The sequence below is a fragment of the Taibaiella koreensis genome (assembly GCF_003545715.1).
Taxonomy (GTDB): domain Bacteria; phylum Bacteroidota; class Bacteroidia; order Chitinophagales; family Chitinophagaceae; genus Taibaiella; species Taibaiella koreensis.
On sequence record NZ_QVNU01000003.1, the window covers coordinates 328,816 to 352,658 of the forward strand.

17 protein-coding genes are annotated in these 23,843 nt (G+C 47.6%); 7 read left to right on the forward strand and 10 right to left on the reverse strand.

Annotated features, from left to right (window positions below):
* Positions 1–30 precede the first annotated feature (30 nt).
* Positions 31–2,742 (forward strand): magnesium-translocating P-type ATPase, encoded by a 2,712-nt coding sequence (mgtA, locus tag DZK30_RS11465; RefSeq protein ID WP_118974279.1) that lies wholly within the window; start codon positions 31–33, stop codon positions 2,740–2,742.
* A gap of 555 nt (positions 2,743–3,297) precedes the next feature.
* Here mgtA and DZK30_RS11470 read toward each other — a convergent pair.
* Positions 3,298–4,401, reverse strand: a complete 1,104-nt coding sequence (locus tag DZK30_RS11470) for an alkene reductase (protein ID WP_118974280.1) — start codon at positions 4,399–4,401, stop codon at positions 3,298–3,300.
* Between the two features lie 127 nt (positions 4,402–4,528).
* Here DZK30_RS11470 and DZK30_RS11475 point away from each other — a divergent pair, with 127 nt between their 5' ends.
* A complete protein-coding gene (locus DZK30_RS11475) occupies positions 4,529–4,915 on the forward strand; it encodes a winged helix-turn-helix transcriptional regulator (RefSeq protein ID WP_118974679.1) in 387 nt (128 codons plus the stop codon).
* Positions 4,916–5,284: 369 nt separating this feature from the next.
* On the opposite strand, the gene DZK30_RS11485 is transcribed toward DZK30_RS11475, so the two are convergent.
* The 5 genes from DZK30_RS11485 to DZK30_RS11500 all read right to left on the reverse strand — a co-directional run bounded on the left by DZK30_RS11485 (position 5,285) and on the right by DZK30_RS11500 (position 8,518).
* On the reverse strand, positions 5,285–5,815 hold the full coding sequence (locus DZK30_RS11485; protein WP_118974282.1) for a nuclear transport factor 2 family protein: 531 nt from the start codon (positions 5,813–5,815) through the stop codon (positions 5,285–5,287).
* A 109-nt stretch (positions 5,816–5,924) separates the two neighbouring features.
* The gene (locus tag DZK30_RS11490) at positions 5,925–6,668 is read right to left on the reverse strand and encodes an SDR family oxidoreductase (protein WP_118974283.1); all 744 of its coding nucleotides are present in this window, start codon (positions 6,666–6,668) and stop codon (positions 5,925–5,927) included.
* Positions 6,669–6,719: 51 nt separating this feature from the next.
* Complete coding sequence (locus tag DZK30_RS11495; protein ID WP_118974284.1) at positions 6,720–7,304, reverse strand: DUF1579 family protein; 585 nt, start codon at positions 7,302–7,304, stop codon at positions 6,720–6,722.
* Positions 7,305–7,415: 111 nt separating this feature from the next.
* Positions 7,416–7,592, reverse strand: coding sequence for a hypothetical protein (locus DZK30_RS25830; protein ID WP_162903032.1), 177 nt, complete (start codon positions 7,590–7,592; stop codon positions 7,416–7,418).
* Entirely contained in the window at positions 7,589–8,518 is a 930-nt protein-coding gene (locus DZK30_RS11500; RefSeq protein ID WP_162903033.1) for a helix-turn-helix domain-containing protein, read from the reverse strand. Before DZK30_RS11500 ends, DZK30_RS25830 begins: the two co-directional genes overlap by 4 nt.
* Here DZK30_RS11500 and DZK30_RS11505 point away from each other — a divergent pair.
* From DZK30_RS11505 to DZK30_RS11515, 3 genes are read left to right on the forward strand one after another with little or no spacing between them, the layout of a single operon-like run.
* On the forward strand, positions 8,498–9,256 hold the full coding sequence (locus DZK30_RS11505; RefSeq protein WP_118974286.1) for a helix-turn-helix domain-containing protein: 759 nt from the start codon (positions 8,498–8,500) through the stop codon (positions 9,254–9,256). The genes DZK30_RS11500 and DZK30_RS11505 overlap by 21 nt on opposite strands.
* A gap of 26 nt (positions 9,257–9,282) precedes the next feature.
* On the forward strand, positions 9,283–10,512 hold the full coding sequence (locus DZK30_RS11510; protein WP_118974287.1) for an MFS transporter: 1,230 nt from the start codon (positions 9,283–9,285) through the stop codon (positions 10,510–10,512).
* A 7-nt stretch (positions 10,513–10,519) separates the two neighbouring features.
* Positions 10,520–11,650 carry an FAD-dependent oxidoreductase gene (locus tag DZK30_RS11515; protein ID WP_205529419.1) on the forward strand — a complete coding sequence of 377 codons (1,131 nt, stop codon included), beginning with the start codon at positions 10,520–10,522 and terminating at the stop codon, positions 11,648–11,650.
* Positions 11,651–11,900: 250 nt separating this feature from the next.
* Here the strand turns inward: DZK30_RS11515 and DZK30_RS11520 are convergent, their stop codons facing one another.
* Positions 11,901–20,615, reverse strand: a complete 8,715-nt coding sequence (locus tag DZK30_RS11520) for a GH36-type glycosyl hydrolase domain-containing protein (protein ID WP_118974289.1) — start codon at positions 20,613–20,615, stop codon at positions 11,901–11,903.
* Between the two features lie 197 nt (positions 20,616–20,812).
* On the reverse strand, positions 20,813–21,091 hold the full coding sequence (locus tag DZK30_RS11525; RefSeq protein ID WP_162903034.1) for a hypothetical protein: 279 nt from the start codon (positions 21,089–21,091) through the stop codon (positions 20,813–20,815).
* A gap of 459 nt (positions 21,092–21,550) precedes the next feature.
* On the opposite strand from DZK30_RS11525, the gene DZK30_RS26580 reads away from it, so the two are divergent.
* The gene (locus DZK30_RS26580; RefSeq protein ID WP_118974291.1) at positions 21,551–21,796 is read left to right on the forward strand and encodes an RNA-binding protein; all 246 of its coding nucleotides are present in this window, start codon (positions 21,551–21,553) and stop codon (positions 21,794–21,796) included.
* A 142-nt stretch (positions 21,797–21,938) separates the two neighbouring features.
* Here the strand turns inward: DZK30_RS26580 and DZK30_RS11535 are convergent, their stop codons facing one another.
* Positions 21,939–22,142, reverse strand: coding sequence for a transposase (locus DZK30_RS11535; RefSeq protein WP_118974292.1), 204 nt, complete (start codon positions 22,140–22,142; stop codon positions 21,939–21,941).
* Between the two features lie 116 nt (positions 22,143–22,258).
* Between DZK30_RS11535 and DZK30_RS11540 the strand changes: the two genes are divergently transcribed.
* Complete coding sequence (locus tag DZK30_RS11540) at positions 22,259–23,332, forward strand: DUF2652 domain-containing protein (protein ID WP_118974293.1); 1,074 nt, start codon at positions 22,259–22,261, stop codon at positions 23,330–23,332.
* A gap of 127 nt (positions 23,333–23,459) precedes the next feature.
* On the opposite strand, the gene DZK30_RS11545 is transcribed toward DZK30_RS11540, so the two are convergent.
* Positions 23,460–23,825 carry a winged helix-turn-helix transcriptional regulator gene (locus DZK30_RS11545; RefSeq protein ID WP_118974680.1) on the reverse strand — a complete coding sequence of 122 codons (366 nt, stop codon included), beginning with the start codon at positions 23,823–23,825 and terminating at the stop codon, positions 23,460–23,462.
* Between the last annotated feature and the right edge of the window lie 18 nt (positions 23,826–23,843).

Sequence of the window (23,843 nt, forward strand, 5' to 3'; positions counted from 1 at the left end):
TCATTTTATCAATTATTGAATCAGGTAGTTATGGCAGTAATACAAGAACGGCGGAACAAATACGTACACTCAGATGCCCGAAAGCTGCGGCCAAATGGCATTGAAGAAGCAGCAACGACACAATTACAACAGGTGTCGCGCTTTGACCAGTACGATTTTATGACGATGCTGGAGAGTAGCGTCGAGGGATTGCCGGATATCCAGGCGAAAGCCCGTTTGGCAAAAACAGGGCCCAATGAAGTGCACCATGAAAAAGCCCCTTCCTGGTATAAGCAATTAATACGGGTATTTATCAATCCCTTTATCGGTATCCTGATCGCGATTGCGCTCATCTCCTTTGTGACAGATATATGGCTGGCAGAACCGGGTAAAGCGGAATACAAAACAGTAGTGATGGTGGGCATTATGGTAATGGTGAGCTCCCTGCTGCGTTTCTTTCAGGAATACAGGAGCAATCGTGCGGCACAACAGCTTAAAAGCATGGTGAAAACTACGGCTACCGTTTTGCGCAAGGGACAGGGGAAGGTGGAAACAGACATTAAACAACTGGTACCGGGAGAGATCATCTTTTTATCAGCTGGCGATATGATCCCCGCCGATTGCCGGATCATCCAATCCAAAGATCTATTTATCAGCCAGGCCACGTTAACCGGCGAATCGTTGCCGGTTGAAAAAAGGAACCTGCCTGTACGGGATGCGGAGTCGAAAAGTCCCCTTGAGCTGGATAATGTTTGCTTTATGGGAACCAATGTCATTAGCGGCTCGGCTACCGCGATTGTGGTCAATACCGGGAATCAGACCTACTTCGGTTCGCTTAGCAAGGCCATTGTAGGCAAACCTACCGAAACCAGCTTTGACAAAGGAGTCAATAAAGTAAGCTATCTGCTCATACGCTTTATGCTGGTTATGGTTCCCCTGATCTTTCTCATCAACGGCGTGGTAAAAGGCAATTGGTGGGAAGCGCTTTTATTTGCTATTGCCGTAGCTGTAGGCCTGACGCCGGAAATGTTGCCGATGATCGTTACTGCCAATCTCGCCAAAGGAGCCATAAATATGAGCAAACGGAAGGTGATCATTAAGCGTCTGAATGCCATACAGAACATCGGCGCCATGAATATACTCTGCACCGATAAGACCGGTACGCTTACCATGGACAAGATCGTACTGGAACGGCACCTCAACATTTTTGGCGAGGATGATGAAGAGGTGCTGAAGTGGGCCTACCTCAACAGTTATCATCAAACCGGCTTAAAGAACCTGCTGGATATAGCTGTACTGGAACATATAGAGCTGCATGACTACCTTATGGTGGACGAACGCTATATAAAGGTAGATGAGATCCCATTCGATTTTCAGCGCCGCAGGATGTCTGTTATCCTAAAGCAGCATGACGGTAAACAGCTGTTGATCTGTAAAGGAGCAGTGGAGGAAATGCTCGGCCTTTGCAGCCATGCTTTTGACCCCGGAGCAGACAAGCAACTGCATATAGAAACGGACCGGGTCATCGCAATGGATGACGACGTGCGCCGGCAAATCCTGCAAACATCCCGGAAATTGAATGAAGAAGGGCTGCGGGTTCTGTTAGTCGCTATCCGGGTATTTGACGATAGGGCATTGACCTACTCCGTAGAAGATGAGGCTGATTTGGTCCTGACAGGGTTTATCGGTTTTCTTGATCCTGCCAAGCCTTCCGCCAAAGCTTCCATTGAAGCGCTGCAGCGGCTGGGCGTGCATATTAAAGTACTGACCGGGGACAATGAGATCGTCACCCGGAAGATATGCAGGGATGTAGGCATCCCATTCGACAAGATATTATTGGGAAACGACCTTGAAAAAATGAGCGACAATGAGCTGCAAAACCATGTAGCGGCTGTATCCATTTTTGCCAAGCTAAGCCCGGTCCAGAAATCGAGAGTGGTCAGGCTACTGCAGGAGAAAGGCCATACTGTGGGCTTTATGGGTGATGGAATTAATGACGCTGCTGCGCTACGGGATGCAGACGTGGGCATTAGTGTGGATACGGCTGTAGACATCGCTAAGGAAAGCGCGGATATTATCCTGCTGGAAAAGGATCTGATGGTGCTGCGCAAAGGAGTGATCTATGGCCGCCGGACTTTCGGCAATATCATCAAATACATTAAAATGACGGCCAGCAGCAACTTTGGCAACATGTTCAGCATGCTGGGCGCAAGTGCGTTGCTACCCTTTCTTCCTATGCTCCCGGTACAGATCCTGGTTCAGAACCTGCTTTATGATATCTCTCAGGTATCCATTCCCTGGGATACGATGGACAAGGATTTTATTGAAAAGCCCAAGAAATGGGATGCCTCTGGTATCGCCAGGTTCATGCTGTACATCGGTCCGATAAGCTCCGTGTTTGACTATGCCACTTTTGCCTTGATGTTCTTCTTTTTTAAGGCCAACAGTCCTGCACATCAGGCCCTGTTTCAAAGTGGCTGGTTCATCGAAGGCTTGTTGTCGCAAACCCTTATCGTACACATGATCCGCACGCGTAAAATTCCATTTATCCAAAGCTGGGCGTCGGCTCCTGTGGTGGCGCTCACCTCACTGATTATGCTTACCGGTATGATTATTCCTTTTTCTCCATTTGCAGCGGCATTGAAAATGCAGCCCCTGCCCCTCAGCTATTTCCCCTGGCTTCTGGCCATACTTACGGCCTATTGCCTGCTTACCCAGCTGATTAAAACATGGTATATCAAAAAGTTCAGCCAATGGCTCTAAGCAGACCAAGACAGCGATGGCTGCTTGCTTTATAGTGCTCATCATCCTTGTCATCATGGCCGATGTGGTGTTAAGCCACTGGCGTACTAATAGCGCTCAAACTACCTTTCAAACATTGAAAAAGTAAACAGGCTGGGTAAACCCAGTGGAATAAAATACTTCGGGGAGCCTCTAATTCAAAGGCCCCGTCTGATCTCTGAAAATTGATCAAAGCCTGATGACCGCCCTGAAGGATCAAATGTTTTATTTTTCATTGCCCACTCAAACGCATCGTTAGCATCCGGCACCATTAATCCTGAATGGTGTACGGTATTTGCGCTGCCAATGATCAATATTCCTTTAAGTCTTATAATGATGCCGGTTCTTTGCCAAAGCATAGTGATAAGCTGTCGGCTGGGTATAATTGATATTCAGGTCTACTAACGGAACGTCGGCTTTCGCGTACATGCGTTTTACTACCGCTATCAGCAGTGGTCAAGCCCCCCAATCGAAAGCCCGGGTACATACCACAGCTTCCACCAACGACCGATGCCACTTTTGGGATTTTTGCATGGATCAACTCGTTTTGTAGTTTGGATAATCGGAATATCCCTGCTCACCACCTGTATAGAACGTTTCGACATCTGCTGTAGCAAGCGGCCAATTATTTTGAAAGCGCGCTACCAAATCAGGGTTGGCAATAAACAGATTTCCAAACGATACCAGGTCAGCCTTGCCGTTTGCAATAATTTCATTGGCGCTTGCAAAGGTAAATCCACCGTTCGCCATTAGCGTTCCCTGATAATGGGCTCTGAAAAAGCCAAAATAATCCTCTTTTATTGAAGCTAATGGCGTGCCGGCTAAATCAACAACCGGAGCGACAATGTGCAAATAAGCCAATGGATATTTATTCAGCCGGGCCAACAGATATTCGTAATCTGCCAGAGTTTCCGAATCGGGACGAATAATTCCGGAACTGAAAAAGGCCGGAGTAAACTTAATGCCAACCCTGTTTTTTCCGAAAACTTCGATGGCAACATCTAATATTTCAAACAGTATTCTGGAGCGGTTTTCGATATTTCCGCCATACTCATCTGTTCTTTGATTGGCTGCCCGGCTCAAAAACTGAGGAATCAAGGTAAACAGCTGCGCGTGAATTTCGATGCCGTCAAAACCAGCTTGCCGGGCATTTTTACTGGCCTTATGATAATCTGTGACGATATTTTGTATTTCGGTTTTGGTCAGCTCCTCAGGCGTCTGTGTATCCTTAAATCCTTGTGGTGTAAACGTTTTTTCTTCAGGATTGATTGCCGATGGCCCCTTAGGAGATTTCCCCTCAAAAAAGTCGGGATGCGAGACCGCACCAACATGGGATACCTGTAAAAATATTTTGCCTCCTTTACTATGTACGTCATGGGTTACCTTCTGCCATCCGGCCAATTGCTCCTCATTGTATATTCCCGGAATATTGACAAAGCCTATCGCATCTTTACTAACCCATGCGCTTTCGGTCAGGACTAGCCCCGCAGCGGCTCGCTGAGCATAATAGACAGCATGCAGATCGGTAGGCACCAATGCTTCGTTGGTCGTTCTGCCCCGTGTCATAGAGGCCATAACAACACGGTTTTTTAAGTTTAAGCTCTCTTTTTCAAAAGAGGACAAAACGTGTAGTGCATTCATTTTATCAAAAAATTTATAGCACAAAATTGAAATACATACCTCGCCGAAACAATAAGGGACTTGTTTGACCTATAGGGACAATTTTATCCCTATATCCCAATATTGATTTATGGTTAAATTTGTAATTATGCGTTACGAAAGAAAAATACCCATACCCATCGAATGCGGCCTACACCTTACTAAAGAAGTACTGGGAGGAAAATGGAAAATGTCTCTTATTAATGCTATCCATGCGGGCATTAAACGTCCCGCGCGAATCGAACAAGCTTTTCCCACACTGACTAAAAGGGTGTTAAGCAGGCAGCTCAAAGAACTGGAGGCGCACGGTATTATCAGCAAAGAGATATTTCCCCAATTGCCGCCCAAAGTAGAATATTCATTGACTCCATTGGGAGCATCCCTGTTACCGATTATCGATATGATGGATAACTGGGGGAATGAGAACCGTTCGTTTCTGGAGAAAGTGATCGAAGAAACCCGTTTAATGGTGGAGATCGGTAACCATGCCCACTAGATATTTTAGTTCCGGTGATACCAGTACACCGATGCCGTATCATATCAATAATCAGGGCCTCGTCTGTTTTATTGAATGGCGCGTTATGGACAGTCATATTGTCGGAGATAGCGCGGAATATATGATTGCGCCTGAGATCATACCACTTCAACCCATCATGAATGCTTCTGGCTACCGGTCAACAGGCAATATTAATGTTGCTTGGCTAAGCTACTTATCAAATGGGTAATGTGATCAACAATAGGTGGTTTTGGGGAATGGTTAACCGCAGAGGGCGCTAAGTTGTACGCAAAGAGCGCCAACTTAGCTGCGTACAGATCCGGCATCTGTTCTTTTACCGTCATCCAGCTTCCTGTTACCACAATCGCATTATGCATTTTTGTTTTCGGGAAATTCTGGTGGTACATGAAGATTGCCTTTTAATACAAGCCCTTCGCTAATGAATTGCACTTTACGAATTGCTTTGGATTTCATGATTTCTAATGCCTTTGCCGGAAGATTTATATTGCCGGTTTGCCTTGTGAAATTGAATGTATGCTTTGTAATCAGCCAATCATTATTTGTTTTTGAAAGTTCTGTATCGTAAGTCCCTTCGACCGTCCAAACATCTGGTCCTATGTAGTGATCGGCTTTTCCGCTATAATGAGCTGTTGCGATATTGCCATGTTGCCTTACTTCAAAATTTGAAAGCTGATGATGTGTTTTGTCAAAGCCCGGAAGAAATGCGGCCCAATTTTCTACTATCTGTGTGGCTGTTTTAGTAGATGCGCTTTCGCCTGTCATTGATGAAAAGTCAAGCACAATGTTTTCTGCCATTGCGTTCTCAACCATTGTCCAATTGTGCCTGTCTGTTCCGTCAAACAAGTTGCTAACTGTTTGCGTAATTTTTTCCTGTTCCATTTTATTGGATATTAATATTAGTGAATTGGATTGAAGATTGCTTTGTAAAACGTGTTTCCTGAATTTGGATCGTCTGTTGTCTTCACTGGTCTCCCTACTTGCTTCATAGCTAGCGATCTGCCCCCCTAAAGCGATAGTAGCTAATACTGGCGCCTCCGTCAAGTTCAATAATTTGCCCTGTAATAAAAGGATTACTCATAAGGTACACGACTGTTTCGCCAATATCTTCGACCCGGCCAATGCGACCAGTCAATGTTGCGGAGGCAGTCTCTGTTTCGTACTGTTCCTTTGCTGCAGCCGACTGAAACGTGGAAGTGTCTTTTTCAATGTCTGTGGGTCTTATCGCATTTACCCTCAATGGCGCTAGTGAAATCGCCAGCGCCCGGGCCAATCCTTCTATGGCGGAAAAAGCTACGGTAACCAATACATGTTCGGGATGCGGGCTCACCGCAAATCCGCCTGATAGCAGCGTTATAGAGCCCTTTTCATTGATAAAGGGCAGGGCAGCCTGCAGGAATGAAAAAGTATACCAAAATTTGCCGTACAAATAGGTTTGCCCGATTGATGTATATGCTGTATCGAAAGTTGTACTGCCACCAGGCGACGCGGAAATGAAAAGATGATCAAACGGGCCGGCTTCTTCGAGCAGGGTTTTATAGGAGTCTATCGCTGTAATATCGCCAACAATACGTCTGCAATTGCTGCCGAGCGTTTCTACGATCTGATCAAGCTTCAATTGATCCCTGCTTAACAATACGACCTTTGCCCCGGCGTGCAGTGCCTGTTTGGCCGCACCAAGCCCCATTCCCTGGCTGCCGCCAACGATAAGTACAGTCTTGTTTTTTAGATTCATGGTATTTGATGTTGACTCATTTGGAATATAGAATGGACAGACCGTTTCCCGCTATTTCGCCCTTGTATAATCATACTGTACCGCCAGCCATTCTTCACCATCCGTCAGCTTCCAGTATTGCTTTACGGTATCATGGTCTTCATCAATTGTTATGATCACATTCCTGCAGCGCACATTTTTCCCCCTATCCGTTTGCTGTGGACCCAGACCGGGATGCGGAAAGTCTAATAGGTAAGAAACGATGCTGTCGCCTTCATTCGCATAATTAGTAAAGAACATAATGCCGGCGGTAATGCGCGTGTCAATTGACATATAATCCCACCGGGCATTATTAAAATTGTAATCCAGATCGCTTATACGTTTAAATAAAGGCATGGCCGTCCCTTTTGCCGGCTGCATGGTTTCATGCAGATCAAAAGCGCCGATCATTAATCGTTCCGCTTCCAATCCTTTTATACTAATGGGCTTGGCATCTTTTGCCGGTTGCAATGTCATCGTAACATTCCAGTGCCCCGCTTTTTTTGTAAGCCACTGCGATTGTTTGTGGCTGTAAAAAGCATTATCAGCCTGCGTTTGGGCAGCGCCGGGAAACATTGTGGTAAACATTAGTAGTCCGCCGATGGATATTGTTTTCATTGCTTCGTTTATTTTGTTTGAATAAGACAAAGAGGTAACCAAGCGAAGGGAAAAGGGCAAAATTCAAGAAATGGAATTTTGCCGGTATTGTTGACCTTTAGCACTGCCTTTTTAGCGATTTCCCCTTTCACACAAAGGCATATGAGCGCCTTGTTCTTCAATCAGGCTGGGAACGGCCCAGGTTGCAAGGGCGGCTTTACCTGATATTTCTTTGTTGGCTTGCATGATTTTTTTATGCGAAGCTAGGCGGAGCCACTCACCAAAACTTGTAAAATCGTGCTCAATCATAAGCGCAGGTACTGCCGTGGCGATATGCCCACAATTTTCCGGAAAGCATTACTTAAATGGGCTTGATCTGCAAAGCCTAATTCGTAGGCCACTTGCGACAACGTGCTTTCGCCTTTTTTCATCAATTGCTTTGCCCGCTCGATCTTCATCCTCAAAATAAACTGGTGGGGGGCCACGCCTACCGTATTCTTAAATAAGCGGGTAAAATGAAAGGGGCTTAAATGCACGAGCGCCGCCAGGTCGTCGACACCAAAATCTTCTCGCAAGAAAACATTGCAATATTCCAGCAACTGCTTCAGCTGAAGAGACGACAGCTTGCCTTTAGGCGCATATATAGGTTTGCCCGAAGCTTGATATTGCGTTCCTAAATGGACAGACAGGGAAATAGCAAGCGATTGCATGTACATTTCAGCGGCTGGCTGGCCTTGTTCCATTTCCTGCTTCATCCCCATGGCAAAATCATAAACGATCCGGTCACTGATCCCTCGGTATTCGGCCAATGAGAAATCTTTCATCTGCAGGAAGCGCTGAATAAACCCGGGCTCGATCTGAACGACAATGAACTTAATAGGCTCAAACCAGCGTACAATATTTTCCTGGCCGTAAGGCACGATGGAAAAGTCCCCGGTATTATATTTTCTTTGCTCCCAAAAGCCGGGTCGCCTGATCTCTATAAGTTTTGGTTCACCAATATTGATCACCAGCCGATCTCTGGTTACATTATTTTGCTGCAATTGCTTAGGGCAATGGCACTGTACCTCTATCTTAAAAAGTTCTGATATCCCACCTTGAATACTCATCGTTAAATTTACTGATTTTCTTGGCGATCGACGCATTACGCCGCACAAGAATAAACTATTTCGTATATTGTAAATACAAAGGGCAAACATTCCTAACAGTGTCAAATGCAGGCGGTCGAAATTCAATACAAGAAAAATCTACCCGGCGAATCAATAAAAGATTTTGTCGAGTGCTTTTGGATGGTCGAGAATGCAACAGGTATTGAAAAGGAAGTCGTTGTTATGCCTGACGCAAATTTTGATCTGGTTATTTCAAAGGATAACGACGATCCTCTTCAGATATATCTACTCGGGATAGGGACTCTTTACGGCAAAAGAACAATCGAAGCGAACAGCAAAATGTTTTTTATCAGTTTTAAGCTGCTGGCTTTGGAATATCTCTTCCATCAATCAATCGCAGGACTATTAAATGGGTTTCAACCATTAGCCAATGACTTCTGGGGATTTGAAGAAGCCGACCTTAATGATTTTGACGCCATTTCGGCGAAAGCGTCCCGGAAAATTCAGGCGTTGATCCCTGCTGATATTGACAACCGAAAACAGATATTGTTTGGGTTGATTTATAAATCAAACGGGGAAATGACCATTGCAGCATTATCCGAACAGTCGTTTTGGAGCAGCAGGCAGATAAACCGTTATTTCACCCAGTACTTCGGACTTTCCTTAAAATCCTATTGTAGCATCCTGCGTTTTAAGGCCTCTTTTGAGCAGATCAAAAAAGGAGCGCTCTTCCCTGAACTCAATTTTTCAGACCAGGCTCATTTTAGCAGGGAGGTAAAGAAACGTTCGGGTGTAAATCCAAGGGAACTGCATAAAAATGAAAATGACCGATTTATTCAAGTTTCGGCCACAGGCAAAAAGTAATTTTGTGCCGTAAATAAAATACGGTAATGAATTCGGGCCCAGGATACAATCCTTCGTTTACTGGCTATCAAAAGTTTGTCATTTTCATATTGGCAATTACACAGTTCACCGTTGTGTTAGACTTTATGGTAATGTCGCCATTGGGTGATTTTATGATGAAATCACTACACATCAGCCCATCACAATTTGGCACGGCAGTTTCCTCTTATGCCTTCAGCGCGGGTTTATCAGGTCTGCTGACCGCGGGCTTCGCAGACCGGTTCGATCGTAAAAAAATGCTCTTGTTTTTTTATATAGGTTTTGCTACAGGTACCTTTTTTTGCGCGATAGCCCCTACCTATCCAATGCTCGTGACGGCCAGGATAATTACAGGTTTATTTGGTGGCGTAATCAGTTCAGTAACCATGGCGATTGTAGCAGATCTGTTTAGTATTGAGCAACGCGGCAAGGTAATGGGGTACATACAGATGAGTTTATCGGGTAGCCAGGTTCTGGGCATCCCCATCGGATTGTTTATTGCAAATAAGTTTAGCTGGCAGATACCATTCCTTTGGATAGCCATAGCGACCGGCCTGATCATAGTCCTGCTGGTTTTTAAATTAAAGCCGATTACCGAACACCTGAAGACACGGACCGGGGCATCCGCATCCAGCCATCTATGGCATACGATATCCCAAAGGAGGTATCAATTGGGTTTTCTAAATACAGCATTATTATCGATAGGAGGGTTTATGCTTATGCCGTTTGCGAGTGCTTTTGCCATCAATAACTTGGAAATATCGGCGAGACAGCTTCCGTTCATGTTTATGATTACAGGTGTTTTTAGTTTGGTTACAATGCCGCTGGTAGGTAGATTGGCAGACAAAATAAGTAAGTTCAGGCTATTTGCCGGAGCCTCTATTTTTGCTATTTTAGTTACCGACGTTTATACACATTATACGGTTACCCCTTTTTGGTTGGTTGTGGCAACAAATGTGCTGATGATGGGTGCCATTACCATGCGAATGATACCATCGCAGGCCCTTATTTCAGCAGTGCCGGCACAGCAGGACCGTGGGGCTTTTATGAGTATTAATTCTTGTCTGCAGCAGGTTGCCGGTGGTTTTGCAGCTATGCTTGCAGGGTTTGTTATTGTCCGGAAAGATAGCTTTTCACCCTTGGTACACTACGATTATCTGGGATATGCCGTATCTTTTACGATGCTCATCACTATCTATCTGGTTTATAAAATCAATTTAATTATTCAGAAAAAATAAAGATATCATGTTATTAAAAAACAAAAAGGTAGCCATCATCGGAGGAGGACCGGTTGGCTTAACGCTGGCCAGACTTTTGCAGCAAACAGGTGTAAACGTAAAGGTTTACGAACGCGATGAAAATGCAGAAGCCCGGATTATGGGTGGTACGCTTGATATTCACAACGACACCGGACAAAAAGCATTACAGAAAGCCGGGCTAATAGATGCTTTTTACGAAATGGCGAGGCCAACAGGCGAAAGGGCGGCAGACATTGATGGTCGCATTGTTGCGGAAGAATTTCCAGACAAGGAACATCTGTATGACAGACCCGAAATTGACCGAAATGATTTGAGAAAACTGTTGCTTGAACATTTAAATGAGGGTACCGTTGTATGGAACAGGAAATTTATTTCTTTGGAAAAAACCAACCAAACCTACGATCTGCATTTTGATGGCAACATTGTAGAAACCGCAGATCTGGTAATTGGTGCAAATGGTGGCATGTGCAATTTAAGACAACATATTACAGATGCAACCCCCCAATATACAGGCACTGTTATCATTCAGGGTGAAGTTTTTCGGCCAGATACTGAATGCCCAAGCTTCAAGAAAATTAGCGGGGAGGGCAATCTAATGGTATTGGGCGAACAAAAAATGTTGTTCTCTCAAACTAAATCCCAGGGCGCTTTGAATTACTATGTTTCGTTTAAAAAGCCTGAAAATTGGTTAAAAGAGAATGGTTTCGATTTTAAAGACAAAAGTGCCGTTGTTTCCTTTCTGAACGATTTATTAAGGAATTGGCACGATAGCTATAAAGAACTTTTTAAGGCAACAGAGATATTCACCCTATTGCCCATGCGAAAAATGCCTTTAGATATGCCCTGGAATACAAAAGGCAACATCACACTGGTCGGAGATGCGGCCCATGTAATGCCGCCATTTGCCGGGATAGGCGTAAATATAGGTCTGTTGGATGCGTTGTATCTGTCTGAATGCTTAACAGGCGGACAATTTGAAAATATCGAAGACGCGATACAGAATTATGAAACAAATATGTTTGCGTATGCCTCAAAAGCGCAGCAGGAGACAACTGAAGCGGAGGCCGGGATACATTCAGACGACGACATAGCCGATATCATAAAAGACAGGAGATAAATCGTACAAGCCATTTGGCTTTGCAAAAGAATGTCGATTGAGCGTATATGTCTTCTCGTATAGCAGATACTGGCCGATAAAATTGAAATTCACCCTAAACAATACTTTTCGTCGCTATTACGGAGAAAACTAAAATCAGAGAGCAAAAATCCTTACATGACCTTCACGGCCAGGAAAAGAAAGAGGCTACTTAAAACCAAGCCGTCTCAATAAGAAGCGCTCGCCCTGTTAACAATAAAGTCTTCCTGTTTTATGTCGTTGCCAGATCCGGCCGTGTAGCGCAATACATAATCACTTCGTGGACCTGACCATCATCTTTCAGTTGTATGGAATCGCCTGTACCCTTCACGCCATCTATTTCCCAATGAGAAGGCGCCTCCGTTGCAACCTGGAAAACAGCAATCCTGTAAACTGATCTGCCACAGTGGTAAACAACATCTACAGAAGGCCAGCTCATGGGAAAACAAGGTCTGATGTACAATATGTCGCCCCGGCGTTCCAGGCCAAGCAACGAGCCGGCTATAAATTGGTACATCCAGCCGGCAGAGCCTGTGTACCAGGTCCAGCCACCTCTGCCTTTATGAGACTCGTTGGCGTATACATCGGCAGCCATCACATACGGTTCCACTTTGTATATGTCTCTCGAAACCCTGTCGGCACTATGGCTTATCGGCTGGATGAGGCTGAACAGCTCATAGGCCTTTTCGCGTTCTCCCGATGCTGCAAAGGCCATCAAGGCCCATATGGCCGCATGAGAATATTGCCCGCCGTTTTCCCTTACGCCCGGTACATATCCTTTGATATAGCCCGGGTTGAGATCTGAGGTATCAAACGCCGATTCCAACAGCGCGATAAGCTTCATGTTTCTTTTGACCAGGTGTCGATCCAGCGACGCCATCGCTTTGTTCTTTCTTACATCGTCTGCAGCACCCGATAAAACAGACCAGCTTTGTGCAATGGCGTCAATGCGGCATTCTGCGTTGTTATGGGACCCTAGTGGCGTGCCGTCGTCAAACCAGGCCCGCAAGTACCAGTCACCATCCCAGGCCGTATGTTCAATATTGCGCTGTAAGGCGAAGGCAGCTTCTTTACACAGCAGGGCAAATGCATTATCCCCCTGATCGTTTGCTACGGCCTCAAAGCCGGTCAATACTTTATAGAGGAAGAAAGCCAGCCATACGCTTTCACCCTGGCCGTTGTGCCCGACCTGATCCATACCGTCGTTCCAGTCGCCGGAACCCATAAGCGGCAGGCCATGTTGACCAAAGCGCAGGCTGAGCTTAATGCTGCGCACACAATGTTCGTAAAGGCTGCTCGCCTGATCGCTTGTCCCGGGAAGATCATAAAGAGAGTCTTCGCCCGCATGCAGCGCTCTGCCTTCAAGAAAAGGAACCAGTTCGTTGAGTATATCTTTATCTCCGGTGACGGATACGTATTGTACCAGGACGAAGGGGAGCCAAAGCAGGTCGTCGGAGCAGCGTGTACGTACACCCCGTCCTTCGGGCGGATGCCACCAGTGCTGCACATCTCCTTGTATAAATTGCCGGGAAGCGTTGAGCAGGAGCTGGTCTTTGGCCATAGACGGTGCGGTATGCAATAGGGCCAGCACATCCTGTAGCTGATCCCTGAAGCCAAAGGCCCCGCCCGATTGGTAAAAGCCGCTTCGGGCCAGTAACCGGCTGGATATCGTTTGGTAGAGCAGCCAGCCGTTGGCCAGAAGGTTGAGGGCCGGATCGGGCGTTGTAACCTGTACCGCGCCGAGCAAATGTGACCAGTAGGCTTTAACCGCCTCGAGCGCTGCAACGGCCGTGTCATGGTCAAGCGGCTGCTGTAAGAGCTCCTTTACAGACTGATCACTATCGCCGCTGCCCAGCTGGAATATGATTTCCTTTTTTTCGCCTGGTAATAAGTCAAATTGCACCTGTAGTGCCGCACAAATATCCCTGCCGGCAACGATCCTGCCGGAGAGCTTCTTGCGGGATAGTGCTTGTGGGTTCTGCAAATTCCTGTTCCGGCCTATAAATTCTGTGCGATCCGTTGTGAAGCTATAGCTGGCGCCGCTTACACGAAAGAAGCTCACCTGGTTGGCGAATGCGGTATTGTACCGGTTACGGAACAACAGCGCATTGCCTGTGGCCCCGGGTTCGGGAAGAATATGCATATTGGTTTTGGAGCGTACATCGCCCAGTATCATCTCCATAAATCCTGTCGCAGTCAGCTGCCGTGCTGTTCCGGAATCGTTCTTTACTTCCAATACGATAAATTTCTGAGGCAACTCCTTGTCTACGGATACGCAGAGCTTGGAAGAAATGCCCTTTTCGGTATGTTCAAATGTACTGTAACCAAAGCCGTGTGTGCTGATGTAAGGCGCATCCCCCTCTACCGGAAAGGGCGCAGGAGACCAAAATACACCTGATGCTTCGTCCCGGAGGTAAAAGGCTTCCCCGCCAATGTCTGAAACAGGGTCGTTGCTCCATGGCGTAAGACGGTACTCATGGGCATTGACTGCCCAGGAATAAGCCGATCCACGCTCCGATACTACGGTGCCAAAGTTCGCGTTAGCGATCACATTCACCCAGGGAGCGGGTGTAGGGGTCTGCTTCGTGGTCAGGATGGCATATGTTTTCCCGTCGGGAGAAAAGCCTCCGCTGCCGTTATAGAACAGAAGGTCGTTTGACAAGGCTATCGCGGGTGTTTCATTTTCCATTGCCACCGGCGATTGCCATTCCACGGCAGCAGGTAATGTCTTATCTGCGCTTAATCTGCCGGCCTGCTCCGAAAGGCTGCTTTTACCATCGATAATGATCTTTGCTATACTTCCGAAGAGGATAAGGTCTTCGGGCGAGAGCTGGTCTGCTGATCTTACAAAAATACTACCGGGCCTGTTGTCCGCTTTATTGCCTGTATCGGCGGTGATGAGCCCTAGTACTTCTTCCTGCAACAATTGCCGGTAAGAGCCATGGTCCTGGTTAAGGATCACGAGATCAACTGCCAATCCTTTCAGGCGCCAGTAAGCATGTGCCTGTATCATTTGTCTGACCAGCTCTATTTGTTCCGGGTCATCGATACGCAGCAGCACAATCGGCAGGTCCCCTGAAATGGAATGACTCCATAATGCCGACTGTCCGCGGTAATTGCTGTTGATCGTTGCCGGAGCAGCGCGCAGCACGGGATTTGTAAAAATGATGGAGGCTGCCAGGCGATCGTATAATTGTGCCTCGGCTTCGGAGGCGTTGATCTGCCGCAGCAATACCTGGCTGTGCGTCCAGGACAGCTCAAAAGCACGCTTCTTCAGGTGCTGGTCCCTGTACTTATGCATCAGGTTCCTGCAATGTTCTTTGCTTTCGCCTGCGCCATAGACCATATCCACGAGTGCCGTCTGTCCCGGCTTGATTACGAACCGGTAACGGATCGCAAATACCGGGTCGAGCACCGCGCCTTCGCTACCCGAAAGCTGCTCTTCCTCCATCGCACCGGGATGAGCCAGATTCCGTCCCCTGCCGATAAACTGCATCCGGTCCGTTTCATATGAAATGACCTCAATGGATACACCGTATACATCCATCAGGTGAAACATCCAGGGTGGCGTTTCGCCCTGCGAGCGCGGCCGGCGTGTGCACAATATCGCTTTATGGTCGGGCAGTATCTCGGTTTGTACAAACAGGTTGCTGAATGCGGGATGCGATTCGTCGGCCGCTTGTGCCGCCATCACGACTTCAGCATAACTGGTTACTTCCATCACCTTCGTCACCTGCGTCCTGTTCGTGATCCGGATCCGCCGCATTTCGACATCGTCTTCCGGGGAGATCACAATTTCCGTTTTGGTGTCTATACCTTGGTCATGGCGTCTGAATTCGACATGGCCCGGCGAAAACAGGACTTCGTAGTTGTCCGAAGCCACCAGAGCCGGCTGGTGCGTATTGGACCAGAAAGTATCCGCCTCGACATCCTTAATATAGCAATAAGCACCATAGTTGTCCATGGTACCGTCTTCCCTCCAGCGTGTGAGTGCTATATCTTTCCAGCGGCTATAGCCGCTCCCCGAATTCGTGATCATTACCTGGTAGTGCCCGTTGCTCAGCAGCTGTACTTCGGGAATAAGTGTGTTGGGTGTAGTGATCCTCCGCTCGGGCGTTGCAGAGGCTGCAGCGTCCTTCTGGATAAGCTCGGCAGTATGGGCATAGAAAACGGTTGCCCTCGGGATCTTTTCCTGCAGCAATAATAACGTCGCCTGAAAACGGAGCTCTGCGCTGAACCGGCGCTGCATAGGCTTATTCAGCAGCAGATAAGCCAGCGACAAAAATCCCATACCCTGATGATGCACCATGAAGGAGCGTACGATGGCATGCTGCTCTCCCCTTGGCAGACGATTGGCCGTATAGTCGATGGCCTCGTAAAAGCCATAGGCCCCTTCGAAGCCCTTGGCCGCCAGAAGCTGCAGGTTGGCGCATGCTTTTTCCGGCAATACCATCAGCGCCAGCATAGAAGCATAGGGGGCAATGACCAGGTCTTCTTCCAGTCCTCTCTTGAGGCCGAGACCAGGCACGCCAAAAGCACGGTATTGATAGCTGAATCCGGCGTCGACGGCGTTATAGGCCGATTCTGAGATACCCCATGGAATGCCTTGCTGCGCAGCATATTCTATCTGTCTTTTGACCGTTGCTTTCGACGTTTGCGCCAATAAGGTGTTTTCATAAGAAGGCATTACCAGCTGTGGCATCAAATATTCGAACATCGACCCGCTCCACGACAAAAGTATAGGATCGCCGGCGGTATTGGTAAGCAGCCGGCCCAACGCAAACCAGGAGGCCTGGGGCAGCTTTCCCTGGGCAATACCCGCGAAGATACCCAGCCTTGCCTCTGAAGCCAGCAGGTCGTAATAACTGTCATCCTTTCGCTGCTCGTCCACATTATAGCCTATTCTTAAAAGACTGGTGGCTTTATCATACAGGAAATCGTATTCTACCGTGCTTAGTTGCTCGCATTGCTGTTCCAGCTGGCGCAGCAGCAGCTGCTGCTCCCTGGCCCGTCCGGCGGCTTGTGGTAGCAGCGATCGTATATTAGCGATCCATTGCCTTTCTGATGCCGGAAGCAGATCCTGATCCATGGCGGCAATTATCTTCAGGTGCGCCGTAACCATGTCCGGTATGGCTGCCAGGGTGGGGACCCTATCCAATCCGTTGAGGTCGTCGAACATTGCAGGCACCGGAAGCAGATCAATCCAGGGTAGGGTTTGTAACAAGTCTTCTCTGATCTGTTGTACCTGGGATAACAAATGGGTCAGCCACATGTGGCCGTTCATGTTTTGACCGTTGCGCTGCCCCGGCAGCGCCTCCAGGAGGCAGGAGATGAGGTCAAGGCATTCCCTGATTGCCGTCAAAGAGCCGGTTGCCGATGTATCGGAAAGAGCTGCTGTTATTTTTTCGATCGCTTCCTTATGAGATTTTTTGAAATGATCACGGACAATATCGAGTGTGGCCTTTATCCCTTTAAGTATATCGGGATGGACTACAGGCTGATCGGGTAGGGGCAGCAAACCCTGCCTTAGGGTAAGCAAATGACCGATCAGGTTTCCACTGTCTACCGTAGATACATAACGGGGCGGTAAGGGAAGTAGTGTCAACGTGTCGTACCAGTTGTAGAAATGCCCTTTGTACCGCTCCAGTTGCCGCATGGATTGCAATGTGTCGTTGGTCCTGCGTACCAGCGAACGGCCGGAAATATAGCCGAAATCAAAGGCGGCAAGATTCGACAGCAGGGACAAACCCATATTGGTCGGTGAAGTTCTGTGCGCGATAACCGGTGTAGGCTCTTCCTGGAAATTATCCGGCGGCAGCCAGTGGTCCTCTGCCGTTACAAATTGTTCAAAGAAAGCCCAGGTTTTACGGGCTGTCTTATGAAGAAATAAGTATTGGGCTTCTGTCAGCCCCGGGCTGTCTTCCTTTTCCGGAAGGCTGATCCTGCGGGCAATAACCGGTGCCAGCAGCCATAACAGCAGAACAGGCGCCGCTACGGGTATAGCCTGTGCGTGTATCATCGCCATGGCAATCCCGCAAAGAGCCGCCAACAAGGGGGATTGCCACATACGAAGATAGGCTGAGCCTGCGCCGGGTATGCTGTTCCTGGCCACCGCCGCCGATGGCGTCCATTCGAGCAGTTTGCGTCTTGAAACGACCATGCGCCAATTGGCCCGTACAATAGCATCCATACTTTTCCAGGCTTCATAAGGCAGCACGGCAACACCAAACACGAACCGCAACAGAATATCCCTGATGGACAGGCCCACCTCCGATAAATGCGCCCTGGCATTAAGATCCCGGGGTTTGTGTGCCAGCTGCCAGCCGGCCCCCGCCAGTACGGGCAGGGTGATGATGACCGTAACCATAAATGTCCAGAACCACGCATAAGGCAATATGGTCCAGCCAAGCAATAGCAGCGACAGCAGGGATATGGGCAATAAGCTCCTGCGCAGGTTGTCCATGATCTTCCAGCGGGATAAAGCGGAAAGCTTATTGGTCGCAAGTTTGCCATTGGCCAGCGTAACCCAGGGCATCATCCAGGCACCTATCTGCCAGTCGCCCCTGATCCACCGGTGACGGCGCTTAATATCTGCAGCATATTGCGCAGGATTGTCTTCGTAGAGCAGTACATCGCTCAGCAAGCCAGATCTGGCATAGCAACCTTCCAGTAAGTCGTGGCTGAGGATACGGTTTTCCGGGAAAACGCCTTCCGTAGCCTGCCGGAAGACATCTATATCATAGATGCCTTTACCAATGAAAGAGCCTTCACCGAAGACATCCTGGTAGACGTCGGAGGAGACCTGTGTATATGGATCGATACCCGCCGCATTGCCTTGCATACGCAGATAGAGGGATGCTGCACTACGAGGAAGCGCGGCAGCGATACGCGGCTGCAGGATACCGTAGCCTTCGGTAACGCGGCGCAGCTTTTGGTCGTAGACGGCGCGGTTCAACGGATGGGCCATAGTCGCGATAAATTTCCATGCCGCCTCCCTCGGAAGCTGCGTATCGGAATCAAGCGTAATCACGTACCTGATCTGGGAAAGCGGGTATTGCTCCCCACAGATCACAGAAAATACTGTTGGGCCTGCAGTGCCGCTGAGCAACGTATTCAAGGCTGCCAGCTTTCCGCGCTTACGTTCATACCCCATCCATCGTCGTTCCTTTGCATTCCAGGTCCTTGGCCTGTGAAAAAGAAAGAAGATATCCTTTTTTGACCGGCTGTATTTTTCATTCAGCGCTTCAATGCTGCCCTTTGCGAGGGCTATCAATTCTTCATCTCCGGGCGCATGTTCTGTAAGGGAGTCGGCGAAATCGGTCAATAGGCCATAATGCAGGTTCTCTTCACGATTAGCCAGGAAGCGAATCTCCAGGGCTTCCGTCAGCTCTTCGATATAGGCCTTGCTGCTTATTATGGTGGGTATTACTACCAGCGACCTGCATTCGGGAGGAATACCCTTTGAAAAATCCATACGGGGAAGCAGTCCCGGCTTTACCAGTAAGGTAGCAATCCAGTTAACCAATGCTACAGCAAGCTGCATGGCTCCCGAAATAAAGAGCGCCGGCACCAGTATCGTCAGCAATTTGCCCGGGGTACCGTTGCGGAATGTCCAGTACAACATGCCGCCGGCAAAGACCGCCGTAAGGAGAAATATGGCAGACAGGTAGAGGAGTACAGGCGCTTTCGCAGTGAGCCGGGCAAGCCTTTCACGGAGCGTAAACCGCATTTGCACCACTTGCTGCGTCTGCACCAATCCTTTGTCCAAAAGGTAATAACCCACATGGGCTTTGCGGTCAAGGGGTGCTTTCTTTTGCCCGGCGGCCGCCAGGTCAAGTACTTTCTCCGCCACTTCTGTTTCCGACAAGGTGCTGTATTTGGCTATCTTTTCCACCACATGCCTGTATTGATCCCTGGTGGCAAAGTCCATCAGTGGATACGTTCCTGTGCCGTCTTTACGCAGCACCTGCTCTACGCTGCTTAAGGTTTCGACGAACTCGGTCCAGTCATTTGCACCCAGGAAGCGGAGCGTTCCGATACTGTTACGGACAGATACCTGGTCGGCTGCCTGGCGCTGTCCCTCCTGGCTTACCAGCTCATTGCTGCTGAGACCAAGCACCGACAGTTGATCTTCCATCCAGCTCAAAGGCAGCGCAAGCGCCTGTCCATGTCCCTGCAACCTGCGGACCAGACCGGATACGAACGGCCCTTCCAGTACCGGTTTGGACCGGACCATATCGGCAATGACCAGGATGAGGTTGCCCGGATCATTTTTAACCGTATCCATCATTTTCTCTGCCCAATAATCGGCGAGTTCATGATCAATTATATCCAATGTTATTTTACTGCATACCCTGCGGAGATTTTCCAGAACGGCCAGACGCAACATGATGGGAATCGCCCACAATTCTCCCAGGGTAAGCTGCGCGACGCCCTGGTAAGCAGCCACAAAGCCAGTCAGGTTTTGCACATCTACCCGGCCATCGCTATGGGCAATAATTTCGAGCACGATATCGTAAACCCGTGGCATGCCAGCGGAAAGGCCATCTGCCAGGCCCGGGAGACCTTCGCTGTAGCCTTTTGGCAGATGTTTCCGGGCCAGGATAAACTGTTCTTCGATAAGGTAAAAGTTGTCGAGCAGCCATTCCGCCGCCGGCGGTATTGTTTTCCCGGCACGAATACTTTCCACAAGGGCATTTCTTACTTCCAGCAATTTCCGTTCATTATCATCAAGCCTTTTCAGCAGCTGATCGGGTACTTTATGCCGCAGCAGCCGGTGGGTAGCGGCAATGGTCTTCCCATGGTTATTTAGCTGGCCACTGCTGTATAAGGTTGCCCGGATGGGCTCTTCGGCACCCATGTTATTTTTCCTGTCCGTTGGCTGGAAACGCTTTCGTAACCTGGATAAAATATCCAATACGGTACCTGTAGTTGTTTTTATATCCATGTTCTTATCCGGGGCTGCCCCGGATTTTATAAAGCATAAAAAAAGCCGCTGTCCATGCAGGACAGCGGCTTGCAGAAGGATTCACTTATTACTTAATTCTTTAGGCGATGATCTGTTCCCGAGGATCATCCCCTCTTTACAGCTTCCGGGCCGGTAAGATGCAGGTATGCTATACGGGTGGAAAAGCGTGGACTGTGTCAATATACCCACCATTTATTTTCAATCACGAGGTCGAGCAATTTGATATTGAGACGTTCCATATCGCCCGGCCAGGTAAATATGCCCGACTTGTCGTTAAGGGTTAGGCGGAAGAGCTGTTCTTTACGATTGTAGAAATTGATTTCATAAGTATCGATGTCTTCTTGCCTTGTTTCGTCAAAGTCCGGCTCGGACGCGCCATGAGACGGGAACTTTCGCAATATATCGCCCTCCCGTAATATTTCCAGCTGACTTAATGTGCTAATTTTTACAGGCATAATCATTATGTTTTTGATACAGGTACCTTTAAAGGGTAAATGAGAAATCATCTTTATAAGCAGCGAAACATACGGCTGCTTTACGCTAAAAGGGGAATACTCGGGCCGGGCAGAAGTGGAAAAAGATGGATCAGAACTGGCAGAAGCCACGATTGCTAGTGATGTAAAGATAGGTTGATTTAATGGATAATGGTGTATGGGGGAAGCCACCAGACAAATGCCAATGAAAATTCCGCATTAGGTACTGTGGCTGTGCCATTTGTTATAAACATGATGTTTACAGGTCTTGATCAGACAGTTAAAAGCCCGCCTTGAGAAATAAAAGATTATCTGTAGAAGGGATTGTTTACCTTTACTACGCTACAGTGGCGGTAAAGTTCATTCCTGATCCGATTATATCCTTCTCTTCAGACTTCGCTCTCCTTTGCCATTTCTTCGGTTCATCCTTTATTCTACTCAATGAACATCTTTATTAGCAACCTGTGTGCAGATACGAAAGTAACGCAGCTCAGGAACCTGTTTTCCAGATTCGGTATTGTCAAGCATATTATGATCATCCGGGAGGGCAGGGCAATTATACCCCGGGTTTGTGGTTGGGTTGTTATGACTGATGAAACAGAAGGTTTAAGGGCAATACAAAACCTGGATCATAGTAGGTTCATGCAACAAATCATTCTGGTCAATCAGGCTACCATGCTGGCTTGATAGCATAACCGCGCCCGGTAAGGCAAGCGTCATCTTTTGCCGGTTCGTAATAATGCATCGGCTTGCATCGGCAAGTCACCTTAAAAGCCCGTGTAATACTTACCGTGTGGGCATCTCCAGGTAAACAACAATATTCTCAGGATCACAGGGCGTTACCCATTTTTGAGAGTACATCCTTGCGCATTTTGATATCCAATGCTGCATCTGCATACATTTGCTTCAGCTTACGGTTCTCTTCTTCAAGCGCTTTGAGTCTCTTGAGCTGATCGCTATCCACCCCGGAATATTTCTTTTTCCCGGCATAAAAGGTCACCTTGGCGATGCTCAGTTCGCTGCAAATACTTATTGATAATCAATTGATTGATAGGTGATCTACAAGAAAGAACACATCTGTTTGGAAGCTATTGTTGGATTAATGAGAGATAACGCAAACGCAACAAACTATTCAAATATCTTTGTCATATGGTTGGGAAAAAGGGACTTGTTTTTATTCCGGATATCAGTGGCTTTACCCGTTTCGTTCATGAAACAGAGATCAGCCATAGCCGTATTATAATTCAGGAGCTGTTGGAGTTGCTGATCAATGCCAATTGCATAGGTCTCGAAGTATCTGAGATCGAAGGCGACGCAATTCTCTTTTACCGGTATGGTGATGTGCCGGATCTGGCAGAACTGTACAGCCAGGTCGAAGATATGTTCCTTGAATTTCACCGTTACCTGGCCGGATACGATATACGTCGCTTCTGTCAGTGTAAAGCCTGCTTGTCGGCCATTAATCTCAGCCTGAAGGTGATTACCCATTATGGAGAATTTACAGAATACAATGTCAAAAACTTCAGCAAACTGATAGGAAAAGATATTATAGTTGCGCACCAGCTTTTGAAAAATGATATTGAACAACATGAATATTGGTTGCTGACACAAGACCTGTTGGCGCAAAGAGAACCGGATCGTTTGGAAGAATGGATGCAGTGGAAAAGTAGCAGCAAGAAGATGGAAGAACGGGAGATAGCATTTCATTATACCCAGTTGACACATTTGAAAGAGACGCTGAAACCGGTTAAACAGCTACACCTGGCCATTTCCAATAAGGTAAAAGTGCTTACCGTGTCCGCAACCTTTCAAACACCGATCATAAAGCTTCTTCACGCTTCCGGAGAATTCAAATACCGGAATCGCTGGCAAGAAGGTGTGCGGAGTGTAGAGGAGATTTCTCACTTTCTGCCCAGGATCGGTACCAAATGTCGCCGCGTTATGGATAATGGAAGTTCTGTTATTTACGCAAGCAGCTATATTTTTCTTCCCGATCGGATCGAATTTAGTGAAACGGATGAGGACAGGATAAATGCTACCGAATACCTGCTGGAGGACCTGGGCGCGGGGAAAGTAAAGCTTACAGTTGATATTTATATCAAGAGGGGTGTAATACGGCAGTTCTTGTTTTCACTACACAAGAAGAAGACTAAGGAGACCCTGGAGCGTTCTATGGTACGGCTGGGGCAGTTATTGGACGAAATAGAAATCCCGCTTGATTAATTGGTACGCGATGTTGTGTATCTGCAGTTCGCCTATAACTAATAGTGGGTATCAATAAATGTATTTTACCCCTGACCCCATAGACAATCAGCGACAATGAGCTTTCGTATTGCTCTGCAGGAACGGCTTACTTGTACAAATGCTGATCTTTAATATAATCGATATTATTTTCCATCAGATAATCGATGCCCCATTTGCTGATAAACTCGTACAAGGGGCCGAGCGATTTTCCTCGTTCTGTAAGGGAATATTCCACTCGGTACGGTTTTACAGAAAGCTGGTTTTTAAGAATGAGTTTGTCCCGCTCTAATTCTTTCAGCTGCTGCGACAGCATTTTTTCGGAGACCCGGGGCAGGTTTGCTTTTAAGTCACTATAGCTCTTCCTGGTAAAATAATGCAGGTGGAACAAGATAAGCAACTTCCATTTCCCTCCGATCAGTCCCAAAGTAACGTCGACAGGGCAGGTGTATATTTTATCGTTTAACGTTATCATAAGTTTATTGGGGAATCC

What these genes read in the sequence shown, in the direction of transcription:
- DZK30_RS11540 (WP_118974293.1), top strand. Translation starts at nt 22,259, where the DNA reads ATGGTTGGGAAAAAGGGACTTGTTTTTATTCCGGATATCAGTGGCTTT.
- mgtA (WP_118974279.1), top strand. Translation starts at nt 31, where the DNA reads ATGGCAGTAATACAAGAACGGCGGAACAAATACGTACACTCAGATGCC.
- DZK30_RS11505 (WP_118974286.1), top strand. Translation starts at nt 8,498, where the DNA reads ATGCAGGCGGTCGAAATTCAATACAAGAAAAATCTACCCGGCGAATCA.
- DZK30_RS11525 (WP_162903034.1), bottom strand. Translation starts at nt 21,091, where the DNA reads ATGCCTGTAAAAATTAGCACATTAAGTCAGCTGGAAATATTACGGGAG.
- DZK30_RS11515 (WP_205529419.1), top strand. Translation starts at nt 10,520, where the DNA reads ATGTTATTAAAAAACAAAAAGGTAGCCATCATCGGAGGAGGACCGGTT.
- DZK30_RS11510 (WP_118974287.1), top strand. Translation starts at nt 9,283, where the DNA reads ATGAATTCGGGCCCAGGATACAATCCTTCGTTTACTGGCTATCAAAAG.
- DZK30_RS11485 (WP_118974282.1), bottom strand. Translation starts at nt 5,815, where the DNA reads ATGGAACAGGAAAAAATTACGCAAACAGTTAGCAACTTGTTTGACGGA.
- DZK30_RS11470 (WP_118974280.1), bottom strand. Translation starts at nt 4,401, where the DNA reads ATGAATGCACTACACGTTTTGTCCTCTTTTGAAAAAGAGAGCTTAAAC.
- DZK30_RS11545 (WP_118974680.1), bottom strand. Translation starts at nt 23,825, where the DNA reads ATGATAACGTTAAACGATAAAATATACACCTGCCCTGTCGACGTTACT.
- DZK30_RS11475 (WP_118974679.1), top strand. Translation starts at nt 4,529, where the DNA reads ATGCGTTACGAAAGAAAAATACCCATACCCATCGAATGCGGCCTACAC.
- DZK30_RS11520 (WP_118974289.1), bottom strand. Translation starts at nt 20,615, where the DNA reads ATGGATATAAAAACAACTACAGGTACCGTATTGGATATTTTATCCAGG.
- DZK30_RS26580 (WP_118974291.1), top strand. Translation starts at nt 21,551, where the DNA reads ATGAACATCTTTATTAGCAACCTGTGTGCAGATACGAAAGTAACGCAG.
- DZK30_RS11490 (WP_118974283.1), bottom strand. Translation starts at nt 6,668, where the DNA reads ATGAATCTAAAAAACAAGACTGTACTTATCGTTGGCGGCAGCCAGGGA.
- DZK30_RS11495 (WP_118974284.1), bottom strand. Translation starts at nt 7,304, where the DNA reads ATGAAAACAATATCCATCGGCGGACTACTAATGTTTACCACAATGTTT.
- DZK30_RS25830 (WP_162903032.1), bottom strand. Translation starts at nt 7,592, where the DNA reads ATGATTGAGCACGATTTTACAAGTTTTGGTGAGTGGCTCCGCCTAGCT.